Source organism: Rhodococcus huquni, from assembly GCF_055231055.1.
Window position 1 is genome coordinate 42,841 of sequence record NZ_JBUYWE010000010.1, and the last position, 11,732, is coordinate 54,572.

Below are 11,732 nucleotides of genomic sequence, written 5' to 3' on the forward strand. Positions count from 1 at the left end.
CCTTCGTTGTTCGTCATCCCGGCCTCAGACCACCAGGCTCAACGCGAGCACGCCCGCGAGTCCGGTCACGGAAATCACGCACTCCATCAGCGACCACGTCTTGAGGTTCTGCACCACACTGACCCCGAGGTACTCCTTCACGAGCCAGAATCCGGCGTCGTTGACGTGGGAGAGGAACAGTGAGCCCGCGCCGATCGCCAGCACCATTAGCGAGACATGGGTCGACGTGAGTTCTGCGGCCACCGGAGCGAGGATTCCGGACGCGGTCACGGTCGCCACGGTTGCCGAACCGGTCGCAACGCGAATCAGTACTGCCACAAGCCATGCCAGGAAGAGGACGGGAAGCGCGCTGCCCTTGATCGAATCCGCGATCACGTCGGCGATACCGGTGTCGATGAGTACCTGTTTGAATCCGCCGCCCGCTCCCACGATGAGCAGAATTCCTGCGATGGGAGGGAGCGCACTCTCGAGCGATCCGGCGATCGCCTTGCGGTCCATCCCGCCGCCGCGGCCGAGGAGGACCATTCCTACCAGGAGCGCCAGACCCAGCGCGACCACGGGGGTGCCGAGGAAATCCAGCGTGGACTTTGCCGGTCCCGCCGAATCGGGCGTGACCACGTCGGCGATCGCTTTGCCGAGCATGAGGACTACCGGCAGCAGAATCGCGACAAGCGTGGACGCGAAGCCCGGTCGCTGTCGCTGCGCCTCGCCGTCGGTGTCCTCGGCGGTGAGGTACAGCTCGGGCACGGGAACGTCGACCCAACGGGCAGCAAGTTTTCCGAACAGCGGGCCCGCGACGATCACGGTCGGAATTGCGACGAGGACGCCGAACCCCAAGGTCAGGCCGAGGTTGGCGTCGAGGGCGTCGACAGCCACCAACGGACCGGGATGCGGCGGAACGAGTCCGTGCATCGCGGAGAGCCCGGCCAGCGTCGGAATTGCGATCCGGATCAGGGACAGCCCGGATCGACGAGCCACGAGAATGATCACCGGCATCAGCAGTACGAGGCCGATCTCGAAGAACATCGGCAGTCCAATGACCGCGCCGACCAGGGCCATCATCCACGGCAGCGTCCGAGGCCCGGAGTGTCCGACCAACGTGTCGACGACGCGGTCCGCGCCACCCGAATCGGCGAGCAGCTTGCCGAACATCGCACCGAATCCGATGAGGATGCCGACGCTCCCCATGGTGGAGCCGAAGCCGTCCACGAAGGAGGCGACCGAGTCGGCTGCACCCAGTCCCGCAGCAATCCCGACACCGACGGCGCCGATCGCGAGCGATACGAACGGGTGCAATTTCAGCCAGGTGATCAAACCGATGATCACGGCTACGCCGACCACTGCCGAGGTGATCAAACGCGCTTCCTGACCCGGTTCGCCCGCGGCAGCGAGCAGTGCGGTGCTGGTCATGTCTTCAGTGCTCCAGTCGATGCGGCCAGGTGGTGACCGGGATCACTGTGGCCCATAAATCATACGATTGCAAGCGATCAATCTAATACATCGTATGTATTACCGATCGGGCACTCGACTGGAGGCGATTCAGTTCGGCGTCCCACTCCACGCAGATGGGACGACACCGAGCCGCACGCGCTGGGGATGATCGCCGACCGGAATATTTGCCACTGCCTCCCCTGTCGAGAAGCTGATCGCCGACACGGAATCAGAACCGCTCTCGGACACGATGCAATCGGTTCCGTCGCCGTTGACGGTCGCCCAATACGGCTTGCTGACCGGAACGAGCGGCCCCTCGTCGAGGGTCCGACGGTCGACGACGGTCGCGTAGTCATCCATTGTTCCTGCGACACAGAGCTTGTCCCCGTCCGGACTCATCGACAGGCCATGGTGACGCGAGTCGTTGACCCAAGAAGAACGAGCGGGATCCGTCTCCGGATTCTTGGGGAGTTCCTTGATCCGCGTGATCTTGTCGCTCGGAATATCGTACTCGACGAACCCGTTGAAGAACGACACCTGGAAGTACAGCTTGTCCTCCTGCGGTGTGAACGCGACGGGTCGCACCGAATCGGAGAGGTCCTTACGACCGAACGCGTCGAGCCGTTCTCGCATGTCGATCTTGCGAACCCGTTCGAACGTCGCGGTGTCGGCAACCGTGATGTATCGATCACCTTTGGTGAAATCCAGGAACGGCGCATCGAGGGGCGTGTTCACCTCACCGATTGCCATGTTCCAGATGTACTTGCCGTCTCGGGTATAGAAATTCTCGTGCGGCTTGTCCCCGGTGGCGAACTGTCCCCGTTCGGTGCCGGTCGCAACGTCGATCACGTGCACTGTATTGCTGGTCGATGCCGACACCGCGACCGTGGACCCGTCTGGAGCCATGGCCATGTGGTCTGCACGGGAACCGGAAACAGGGAAGCGCCAGTTGATCTGACCCGTTGCGGTGTCGATCGAGACCACATCGGCAAAGCTGGGTCGCGACAGAACGATCGAACGCCCGTCGTTCGTCGAGTACAGATCGTCTATGTACTGGTCGTGACCTTCACCCACCGTCTGCCGAATCCCCAGAAAAAAAGCAAGCTTGATCGGGTTCGAATAGATCTCGGCCAGACGCTCGTCCTTGTCCGGGATCGCGTTGATGCGACCGACTTTGCCGTACGACCCCGTCGCCTCGATGACGTCCGCAGTGCCTTCCCAATTGTTCCCGACGAACAGAACCTCTCTGAGGCCGTCGCCGGCAGCGCTCGCCGGATCGGCAGCAGCGGTGCCGGACAGTGCAGTGAATGCCACTGCCGCCACGAGTGCAGACACCATGTTCCGGGATCTCGGGCTGGAGCCGATGGCACGCCTCACCATGAACGAACCTCCTTGGTACGGGGACAAATGCGGGGAAACGAACGCCTGGCGGGCGCCGAGGTAAACACCGGCAACCTATTCGACGGTTCCGACCACGCGGGTGCAAATCCCGGTATTCGTGGCAGTTACCAAAAACTACGCACTGATCGTGACGATTCCCGCTGTGCCGTTGGCGCCTTGCCCAAAAATGATTGGCCGGTGTGACTGCGCGTTGCTAGCGTCGCGGGACGTGCGACGCACACGATCACAACAACGGAGGTTGACGAACATGACTGACAACGACGTGTCGTCATCTTCCGCGGCAGGCGATACTGACCTGACTACACACCGCCTCGTACTGCGGTCGTGGACCTCGAGCGAGGTCACAGCCGTGCTCGACGATGACCGGCTCTCACATTGGGCCGAGGACTTTCCCGCCGAGGGTGATTGCGTCGTCGCAGGCCTCTTCTCCGAGTTTCCGGCTTGGCTCGGCGCGTACGGCCACCGCCAAATCGTGGAACGTGCAAGTGGCTTGGTCGTCGGCTCGATCGGCCTACAGTGGCCACCCACCGACGGAGCCATCGAAATCGGATACGGCATCGTGCCGTCTCGACGCGGGTGCGGTTACGCCTCCGAAGCCACCCGCAGCCTGACAGCCTTCGCCTTCACCGCACCGGAAGTCCACACGGTATACGCCGACGTCGAACTGTCGAACCCTGCCTCGATCCAGGTCTTGATCAAGGCAGGGTTCGAGCAAGAGAGCATTCGAATCGAGGACGGCACAGCCAGGTTCGTCACAATGACGCCCTCCGCGCAGCCCTGAACGGTCACTTGTAGTGGTCGTAGAAGCCCTTGCCGGTCTTGACGCCGAGGTTCCCGTCATCGACATAGGTCTTCAGTAGACGCCGGGGCCCCTCGGGAAGATGTGGGTTCTCTTCGGCGTAGTGATTCTCGATGTCGAGGACGACGTCCAGACCGACCTGATCCATCATTTGAAATGGTCCGAACGAGCTGCCGACGTTGATCATGAACATCTGGTCGACGTCTTCGGGAGTCGCGACGCCCTCCTCCACGACCGCAAGAGATTCACGCTTGATCGCAGCCCAGATGCGGTTGAAGATGAACCCGGTCGACTTCTTACGCGCCTCGAACGGGTGGACGCCGTACTCGGGCAGCTCGTGACGGAGGAACTCGATGATGGCCTCATCGGTGTGCCCGTCGCTCATCAGGTCCACGGCATTTTGCACGGGTGGCATGTAGAAGTGCATGTTCAGTACCCGCTCGGTGTGCTCCACGTTGTCGATGAATTCACTCGACGCGTACGAGGACGAGTTGCTCGCGAGAATGGTGTCGGCACCAACGAGGCCGTCCAGCTCACCGAAGATCTTTCGCTTCAAGTCGAGGTTTTCGGGGACCGCCTCGATGACCAGCCATGCATCGGCGACGGCTGACTCTGTCGTGTCCGCCGGTTCGACCGTGCCCTTCTTTGCGCCGTCCCGCTCGGCGACCACGTCGTCGAGCGTCTTCTCCACGTAATCCACGGCTTCTTTTCGCACATCGGCATCGAGGTCGAAGAGACGCACGGTGCCGCCACGGGTGGCGAACATCAGGGCAATCCGACGCCCGAGGGTTCCGCCGCCGATCACTGCGACCGGTCGGTCCTGAACATTCCGAGGAAGCGTGAATGACATGAGCAGATCCCTTCGGTCGTCCGGTGCAGGGTTGCACCCTCACCTTGGTTCGATACATACTGTATTCAATACATATTGTATCGTAATTGCCGATACCGAGTGGAGGGAATCCGAATGGAAGAGTCCGATGTGCTTCGTCAGGGACTGACACCCCTCGATGTGCCGGTGTACCCCCTGCGCGCTACCCGGTTCACCGACCGGGAGTACTTCAACGTCGTCTACCGCACCGATCCGGATGCGCTTCGCGCCCTCGTCCCGAAACCCCTGACCATCACCGACCCGCTGGTCCGGTTCGAGGTGATGAAGATGGGCGAGGTGGACGGGTACGGTCCGTACACCGAGTCCGGACAGGCCGTCGCTGTCGAGTTCGAGGGCGAGCACGGCGAGTACCTGCCCTCGATGTACCTCGACAACTTCGCCGCGACCGTGGCCGGCCGTGAGATCAGCGCATTTCCCAAGGTTGCCGGAACGCCGCGATTGACTGTCGATACGAGCGCGCTCGTCGGCACCCTCGACCGCGGTTCGGAACGCGTGGCGACTGCGACGATGCCCTACAAGTGGCAGGCGATGGATCTCGACGAGGCGAAGGCACAGATCGCTGCCCCGACGTTCATGGTCAAGATCGTCCCGGATGTCTTCAGCCAAGGGATCATTCGTTCACATCTCGTCCGAACCCAAATTACGGACATCACCGTGAAAGAAGCGTGGACCGGCCCGGCTCGGTTGCAACTGTTCGAGCATGTCATGGCCCCCATGGCAGATCTCCCGGTGCTCGAAGTAGTCTCTGCCAGCCATGTGATCACTGATCTCACCCTTGCACCGGTGGAGCCCGTCTACGACTACCTCGCCAACGCCGGTGCCTCCCACACGGAGTAACGAATGACTGTCGAACCGGGGCCATCGAGTCGCCCCACCCGCCGCCGGACCGCAACACGTGCGCAACTCGTCGCGGCGGCGGCTGCGGCATTCGAAGAGAATCGGTCGACCAACGTCAGCGTCGAAGCCATTTGCGCCCGGGCCGGATTCACACGCGGTGCCTTCTATTCGAACTTCAGTACCGTCGACGAATTGTTCTTCGCACTCTACGAAGAGCACAGCATTCAGATCGCCGAGCGCATGCAAGAGGCGTTGGCCAGAGTGAACGGTGGGGCACCAGGGGGAACTCTGGAAGAAAGCGTAGAAGAGGTCCTCGCTGCGCTGCCGGTCGATGCGGCATGGTTCGCGATCCGGGCCGTCTTCGTCAGCCAGGCCTACCACCGGCCCGACGTCGCCGAACTACTTCGGCAGCACGCCGACCAGCTCCGATCCCTTTTGCAGCCACCACTGTTGGAGGCGGTAGCTCAGGCCGGCCGCGTTGTGACCATCGCAGAAGAAACCTTCACTCATGCAGTGATCGCCGCCCACGTTGGCGCTGCCGGACAGAGTGTTACCTACGACCACCCTGACGAAGTACGAAGGGCAGCAGTTCTCGGCGTTCTCACCGGCCTGTCCCGTCCGGACGCCTGAAGTCAGCGACTGCTCACCATTTCAGGGGCCTTGTCATGCCTCTTCGCCCCAACGATTCCGAGGCTCAACAGAATCGCGACAATCGTGATCCCCACGATCGCCGATGGCACACCGGGTGAACTCATGGCCGTCGCGACGGCTGTCGCAAGGGCCGCCACCATGAACAAAGGAATCGTCATGGCGTATTTGCGTTTCCACATCGCCACGGATGCGGCGATAATCAAGACAACGGCGGCAGCTACCCACATCTGTTCGGTCCCCGATCCTGACGTCTACGTTTCTGCACGTAGGCGCACAATACCGGCGGGTCGTTCGACCCGCCGCCGACTCGATCCCACGATTCGGACATCATCGACATTCGTCCCACGCCGCATTTTCGCAGCTGCTCGAGCATGAAAAGCCCCTTTTACCAGGGCTCACTGCTTCGTGCCTCCAATTCACGAACGGTCGCAGTCCGTGTGAAACAACGAATGTGATGCCTTCTCTCGTCCCGGGCGTTTCCCGACTGAATTGCCGGCCCGCGGGGCAAACCGGGTAACGATCGCGCGGCGACTATCGACGTAACCGTCGAATCAGTTTCAGCCGAAGGGAGCCATATATGCGTATCACCGTCCGCCGCGCACTCGCTGCAACCGGCACAGCGGCAGCACTGTCCGGAGGCCTTCTCGGGTTCGCGCCGTCCGCCGCAGCGCAGCCGACCGTGTACGACCCGGTGATCACGCCGTGCAGCCACCAGTTCAGAACACCGGTCGAGTTTCCCAGGGACGACAAGAAGACCTACTGGAGCCCGTTCGGCACCTCGAACATCGCTTGCTACGACGACGGGACCGGGATCGAGCGCTACTACCAGCAGGACCCGTGGAACAACTGGCACAACATGAACCAGCTGATGCCCGGTCAGTGGTTCTACGACATCTTCGACACGGGCATACCCGACGAAGCGCATTGGGGATAGAAGCGATCATCCGTCGGCACGCGACTACGCCCAACAGTCGGGTCGCGTGCCGTCGACGTCGGTGAGGTCGTATTCTCGCGCCAGATCGGCCGAACTGACCGATTGTTGATTCCAACGGTCTCGATTCTGATCCACTGCCAGCGCAGCGATGCCACGGCCGACGTACCGAGGCGACTCGGACCCGGCGAATCCCTCCGGTGCGGCCGGGAATCCCTCGACGGAGCCATCCAGCGCATCACGCCAATTGGATTCTGTGACACCGAAGTTGTCCAGCATCATCTCCGACCGCAACCATCCGGGCGTCACCGCGACAGCCGTCGACCCGTGCGGTGCGAGTTCGTGTCCTTGCGAGAAGGCCAGCCGATTGACCGCAACCTTGGCGAGGTCGTAGTACACGGAGATCCGATAGTTCTCGGCATTGAATTCCGCAGTTCCATCCGTGATTTCGGCCAGTAGCCCACCCGGACGTCGAATGAGCAGCGGCAACAAGTGGTGGGAAGTGATGAGGTGCGTGTCGATCGCTGACCGAAGGATGCGCAAACCAGTATCCAGGTCGTGCTGCCAGATCGGCGTGTTCCACGTGGACGGCGGCCCTTTGAGTACTTCTGCACCCCAGATGTCGTTCACCAGAACATCGATACTGCCGAAGTCGGCGTCGATCTGCTCCGCAAGGCGCCGGACCTGGTCCGAGTCCAGGTGATCGACCTGGATCGCGATACCCGTTCCGCCGAGGCCGTTCACCAACTCGGCGGTTTCCTCGATGCACTCGCCGCGCGCGTAGTCGGAGGTGATGGAAGGATCGCCGTCGCGACTACTGCGCCCCGTGCACACCACCGTCGCACCCTCCTCGGCCAAGCCCGCGGCGATACCGCGACCAGCCCCGCGAGTCGCGCCGGCGACAACGGCCACACGTCCATGCAATCGGCCTGGTTTCGATGGGTCCGTCATTCCCCGAGTCTGGCAAATGCAGAACAACACCGCAGGTGACCGCGAGAAACGAGTCAGGAACTGAAGTGCATTTCGTCCTCGTAGTCGGGTAGGTCGATACCGTCCGCCTTCGCGAACTGTGCCGCCATGAGATTCCGGACGGGCCAACGGTTCATCGACCAGTACGAGAACCGACTCAGCGCTATCGCTGCTCGACTCGTGGGCGCGTAGCCGGCCGCACCCCCGGGCGGCAACTGCTGTGTGTGCGTGATGAACGGCTTCATGATGCGCTCGTACTCGGCAAGTGCGGGATCGATGTCACCCGACGACCTCCCCAACTCGCCCGCCAGCACGTACGCACCGACGAGAGCAAGCGTGGTGCCCAGCCCTGTCAGTGGGGTCGGGCAGTAGCCCGCGTCCCCCAACAGCGCCACCCGGCCCTTCGTGAAGCGGTCCATCTTCACCTGCGCGAGATCCGCGTACGCCCAGTCGTCGGCGTCGCGCATCTGCGACAGTAGTTGTGGTGCCACCCAGCCGACTCCACCGAAGGCGTCGGCGAGCATCTGCCACTGACTTTCCTTGTCACGGAGTGGCACCGGATCACTCCCCCGGACGGCCAACGATGCCTTCACAGTCCCGTCGGTGCGCGACGGCCGCGCCGAGACCACGCGCCCACCCGGCGCTGTGTGCATCAGATACCAGCCGTCGAGGTCGTCGTCGATGGTTGCGGTGAACCACGCATACCGCAGCCCGATCGGATGCAGGTGCCGGTCGTCGGGCCCGAACGCGGCACGACGCACCGCCGAGCTGAGCCCGTCGGCGCCGATCACGAGGTCGAAGCGGCGGTCGGCAGAGGTCTCGAAGGAGACGACGGCGCCGTCGTCGGAGTCGTCGATCGCAACTACGGTGTCGTTCCAGATGAACTCGACGGAGTCCGGAATTGCTCCAACCAGGATCTCGGCGAGATCGCCACGCAAGATCTCGTGAGTCGAGACGATGCCGTTCCCGTCGAACGCTTCCACCGGAAGCCCGCTACGGCGTTTGCCGTTCGCGTCGACCGTCGCGATTCCGCGCTGATCGAGAAGGCGCGCGTCGATGCTCGCGGCGAGACCGAGCCGTTCGACAACGGTGCGTCCCGCGCCGCGGAGGTCGACGGTCTGTCCGCCGGGCCGAAGCGACGGCGCCCGCTCGACGACGGTCACCGCGTGCCCCTGGCGGGCGAGGAGCACAGCGGCCGCAGGTCCGGCGATCGAGGCGCCGCTGATGAGAATCTTCAAAGGTTTCATAGGGCGAAAGTACGCCGTACAAATCGCTCTGCGATACGGTGTTCACATGCATTTTTGTTAAAAGTGCTCTGGTGCACCCGGGCGAAGGAGATTCCGATGTCTCGTGCAGAGCAGATCGCCGAGGTGCTGCGTCTCCGCATCGCCGAGGGGCAGTTGCGCCCGGGCGACGCCGTGCCGTCGACGCGGGCGATCATGCGCGACCACAACGTCGCCATGGCCACCGCGAGCCGGGTACTCGCACTGTTACAGGACGCGAAATTGATCGAGTCGAAGCCCGGTAGCGGGAGTGTCGTACTGGCACCCGACGGCGCGGATCCCGCCGTACTGACCGCGGACGGCGTGGTGACGGTTGCGATCGCAATCGCCGACGCAGAGTCGTTGTCAGCGGTATCGATGCGCAGACTCGCAGCGGCTCTGAGCATTCCGACGATGGCGGTGTACCGCTACGTCCCCAGCCGCGACGACCTCGAGATCGCGATGCTCGACCGAGTGATGGGAGAGATCGCTCTGCCGCGCTCATCAGGCGACTGGCGCATCGACCTGGAAGCGGGAGCCCACGCGATGTGGCGCGTGATGGTGGAGCATCCCTGGTTCGCGACTGCACTGTCCTTGACGAGGCCCGCTGAGATACCGAACGCGATGCCCCTGTCCGAGTTCATTCTCGGAAACCTGCATGCCGCCGGCATCGATCCACAGCAGGCCTTCACCGACTACCTGTGCCTGCTCAACTTCATCCGCGGCATCGGCGCGACCCTGGAGCCGGAACTCGCCGACCGCGCTGCGACCGGACTCACCAGCGACGAGTGGATGGACACGAGAACTGTGGAACTGAGGCGTCTCGCTCCACGCGACAAGTTCCCCAATCTGAATCGGATCATGGAAGCCGGCTACCCGTACGACCCGGACACCCTCCTGAAATCCGGAGTACGGCGTTTCATCGACGGCATCGGCCCCCTGTGAGCGGTTGAGGAGTCCCTGGACTCGCTCGCCGCTCGCAGGGGTGATCCCTGTCTCTCGACGAGCGGGACCACCAACTCCGGTGATACGTTTCTCCATGCGGAGCGATCGCTCCGCTTATTCATTTATTGGAGATTTTATGAACACCGCTGCACGGCGGACGCATCATCAATTGACCTTCTCGGTCCTCACTGTCGGTGTCGGGGCCTTTGCCCTGTTGCAGTCGTTGGTCATGCCGGTCCTGCCCACCCTGGAAGAGGGTTTGGGCACGACACAGACAAACGTCACCTGGGTGCTGACCGCCTACTTGCTCTCGGCATCGATCTTCACCCCGATCATCGGACGCCTCGGTGACATGTACGGCAAGAAGCGCGTGTTCGTCATCGCGCTCGCCGCTCTGGCGGTGGGCTCGCTCTTGGCAGCCGTCGCCACGTCACTCGGGGTGATGATCGCGGCCCGTGTGATTCAGGGCATCGGCGGCGGTGTCCTGCCATTGGCCTTCGGCATCATCCGCGACGAGTTTCCCGAGGACAAGGTGACGGGCGCCGTGGGCACCATCGCCGCACTGACCGCCGTCGGAGCCGGCCTCGGCGTCGTTCTCGCGGGCCCCATCGTCAGCGTCCTCGGCTTTCACTGGTTGTTCTGGATTCCCATGATCATGGTCGTCCTGGCGGGCGTCGCCGCGCAGATCTTCGTGCCCGAGTCGCGGGTTCGCACCCCGGGCAAGATCAACTGGCTGACCGGTCTACTGTTCTCCGGATGGCTCGTGGCGCTGCTCCTCGGAGTCAGCCAGGCACCCACGTGGGGATGGGGTTCGCCTGCCGTCATCGGACTGATAGTGGCCGCCGTAGTCATCGTGGTGATGTGGGTTGTCGCAGAATCGCGTTCGAGCAACCCGTTGATCGACATGAAGATGATGCGGATTCGGAGCGTCTGGGCAGCCAACCTGCTGGCACTGTTGATGGGTGTCGGCATGTACGCCGCGTTCGGCTTCATTCCGCAGTTCCTGCAATCACCCTCCGCTGCCGGCTACGGGTTCGGCGCTTCGGTCACCGAATCCGGACTGATGCTGCTTCCCGTGAGCGTGGGGATGTTCGTGCTCGGACTCGTCTCCGGTCGCCTCGCCGAGCGGTTCGGATCGCGAAACCTGTTGATCGCCGGGTCGGTGGTCGGCGCCGCCGGATACTTCGTGGTGGCTTTTCTGCATGACACGAAGCTGGATATCTACGTTGCAACCTCGTTGGTCGGAATCGGCTTCGGTCTGGCGTTCTCCGCGATGTCGAACGTGGTGGTGGCGGCCGTACCCGCTGAGCAGACCGGCGTCGCGAGCGGCATGAACGCGAACATCCGCACGATCGGCGGCGCGTTGGGTGCCGCCATCATGGCCAGCGTCGTCACCGCGGGCGCGTCCTCTACGGGTATGCCGCAGGAATCCGGCTACACCAACGGGTTCATGATGCTGGGCGCCGCAGTCGGTCTCGGCGCCGTCGCAGCCTTGTTCATCCCGGCACTGAAGCGTGACGACACCACACATCTCGAAGAATCGGCCGAACTGCGACACCCCGAACTCGCGCTGGTGGCCGGCGGAACTCTGGTCGGCGACGAGTCGGAACAATGACG

At 62.9% G+C, this 11,732-nt stretch carries 12 protein-coding genes; 6 read left to right on the forward strand and 6 right to left on the reverse strand.

What is annotated here, in order from left to right:
- Positions 1-24: 24 nt before the first annotated feature.
- On the reverse strand, positions 25-1,410 hold the full coding sequence (locus ACZI8R_RS17205; RefSeq protein WP_463380873.1) for a GntP family permease: 1,386 nt from the start codon (positions 1,408-1,410) through the stop codon (positions 25-27).
- 129 nt (positions 1,411-1,539) lie between these two features.
- Complete coding sequence (locus tag ACZI8R_RS17210; protein ID WP_463380874.1) at positions 1,540-2,811, reverse strand: YncE family protein; 1,272 nt, start codon at positions 2,809-2,811, stop codon at positions 1,540-1,542.
- A 268-nt stretch (positions 2,812-3,079) separates the two neighbouring features.
- On the opposite strand from ACZI8R_RS17210, the gene ACZI8R_RS17215 reads away from it, so the two are divergent.
- Positions 3,080-3,613: a GNAT family N-acetyltransferase gene (locus tag ACZI8R_RS17215; RefSeq protein ID WP_463380875.1), complete on the forward strand. Its 534-nt coding sequence runs from the start codon at positions 3,080-3,082 to the stop codon at positions 3,611-3,613.
- A gap of 4 nt (positions 3,614-3,617) precedes the next feature.
- Here the strand turns inward: ACZI8R_RS17215 and ACZI8R_RS17220 are convergent, their stop codons facing one another.
- Positions 3,618-4,481 carry a 3-hydroxyacyl-CoA dehydrogenase family protein gene (locus ACZI8R_RS17220; RefSeq protein WP_463380876.1) on the reverse strand — a complete coding sequence of 288 codons (864 nt, stop codon included), beginning with the start codon at positions 4,479-4,481 and terminating at the stop codon, positions 3,618-3,620.
- Positions 4,482-4,595: 114 nt separating this feature from the next.
- On the opposite strand from ACZI8R_RS17220, the gene ACZI8R_RS17225 reads away from it, so the two are divergent.
- A complete protein-coding gene (locus tag ACZI8R_RS17225; RefSeq protein ID WP_463380877.1) occupies positions 4,596-5,357 on the forward strand; it encodes an acetoacetate decarboxylase in 762 nt (253 codons plus the stop codon).
- 3 nt (positions 5,358-5,360) lie between these two features.
- Positions 5,361-5,987 carry a TetR/AcrR family transcriptional regulator gene (locus ACZI8R_RS17230; RefSeq protein WP_463380878.1) on the forward strand — a complete coding sequence of 209 codons (627 nt, stop codon included), beginning with the start codon at positions 5,361-5,363 and terminating at the stop codon, positions 5,985-5,987.
- A 2-nt stretch (positions 5,988-5,989) separates the two neighbouring features.
- Here the strand turns inward: ACZI8R_RS17230 and ACZI8R_RS17235 are convergent, their stop codons facing one another.
- Positions 5,990-6,235, reverse strand: coding sequence for a hypothetical protein (locus ACZI8R_RS17235; protein WP_463380879.1), 246 nt, complete (start codon positions 6,233-6,235; stop codon positions 5,990-5,992).
- A 350-nt stretch (positions 6,236-6,585) separates the two neighbouring features.
- On the opposite strand from ACZI8R_RS17235, the gene ACZI8R_RS17240 reads away from it, so the two are divergent.
- Positions 6,586-6,942, forward strand: a complete 357-nt coding sequence (locus ACZI8R_RS17240) for a hypothetical protein (RefSeq protein ID WP_463380880.1) — start codon at positions 6,586-6,588, stop codon at positions 6,940-6,942.
- 24 nt (positions 6,943-6,966) lie between these two features.
- Here the strand turns inward: ACZI8R_RS17240 and ACZI8R_RS17245 are convergent, their stop codons facing one another.
- Positions 6,967-7,890 (reverse strand): SDR family oxidoreductase, encoded by a 924-nt coding sequence (locus tag ACZI8R_RS17245; RefSeq protein WP_463380881.1) that lies wholly within the window; start codon positions 7,888-7,890, stop codon positions 6,967-6,969.
- A gap of 53 nt (positions 7,891-7,943) precedes the next feature.
- On the reverse strand, positions 7,944-9,155 hold the full coding sequence (locus ACZI8R_RS17250; RefSeq protein WP_463380882.1) for an FAD-dependent monooxygenase: 1,212 nt from the start codon (positions 9,153-9,155) through the stop codon (positions 7,944-7,946).
- A gap of 96 nt (positions 9,156-9,251) precedes the next feature.
- On the opposite strand from ACZI8R_RS17250, the gene ACZI8R_RS17255 reads away from it, so the two are divergent.
- Both ACZI8R_RS17255 and ACZI8R_RS17260 read left to right on the forward strand, forming a co-directional pair.
- Complete coding sequence (locus tag ACZI8R_RS17255) at positions 9,252-10,115, forward strand: GntR family transcriptional regulator (protein ID WP_463380883.1); 864 nt, start codon at positions 9,252-9,254, stop codon at positions 10,113-10,115.
- Between the two features lie 136 nt (positions 10,116-10,251).
- The gene (locus ACZI8R_RS17260; RefSeq protein ID WP_463380884.1) at positions 10,252-11,730 is read left to right on the forward strand and encodes an MFS transporter; all 1,479 of its coding nucleotides are present in this window, start codon (positions 10,252-10,254) and stop codon (positions 11,728-11,730) included.
- Positions 11,731-11,732 lie beyond the last annotated feature (2 nt).

Coding starts and splice junctions, on each gene's coding strand:
- ACZI8R_RS17205 (WP_463380873.1), bottom strand. CDS start 1,410: ATGACCAGCACCGCACTGCTCGCTGCCGCGGGCGAACCGGGTCAGGAA.
- ACZI8R_RS17210 (WP_463380874.1), bottom strand. CDS start 2,811: ATGGTGAGGCGTGCCATCGGCTCCAGCCCGAGATCCCGGAACATGGTG.
- ACZI8R_RS17215 (WP_463380875.1), top strand. CDS start 3,080: ATGACTGACAACGACGTGTCGTCATCTTCCGCGGCAGGCGATACTGAC.
- ACZI8R_RS17220 (WP_463380876.1), bottom strand. CDS start 4,481: ATGTCATTCACGCTTCCTCGGAATGTTCAGGACCGACCGGTCGCAGTG.
- ACZI8R_RS17225 (WP_463380877.1), top strand. CDS start 4,596: ATGGAAGAGTCCGATGTGCTTCGTCAGGGACTGACACCCCTCGATGTG.
- ACZI8R_RS17230 (WP_463380878.1), top strand. CDS start 5,361: ATGACTGTCGAACCGGGGCCATCGAGTCGCCCCACCCGCCGCCGGACC.
- ACZI8R_RS17235 (WP_463380879.1), bottom strand. CDS start 6,235: ATGTGGGTAGCTGCCGCCGTTGTCTTGATTATCGCCGCATCCGTGGCG.
- ACZI8R_RS17240 (WP_463380880.1), top strand. CDS start 6,586: ATGCGTATCACCGTCCGCCGCGCACTCGCTGCAACCGGCACAGCGGCA.
- ACZI8R_RS17245 (WP_463380881.1), bottom strand. CDS start 7,890: ATGACGGACCCATCGAAACCAGGCCGATTGCATGGACGTGTGGCCGTT.
- ACZI8R_RS17250 (WP_463380882.1), bottom strand. CDS start 9,155: ATGAAACCTTTGAAGATTCTCATCAGCGGCGCCTCGATCGCCGGACCT.
- ACZI8R_RS17255 (WP_463380883.1), top strand. CDS start 9,252: ATGTCTCGTGCAGAGCAGATCGCCGAGGTGCTGCGTCTCCGCATCGCC.
- ACZI8R_RS17260 (WP_463380884.1), top strand. CDS start 10,252: ATGAACACCGCTGCACGGCGGACGCATCATCAATTGACCTTCTCGGTC.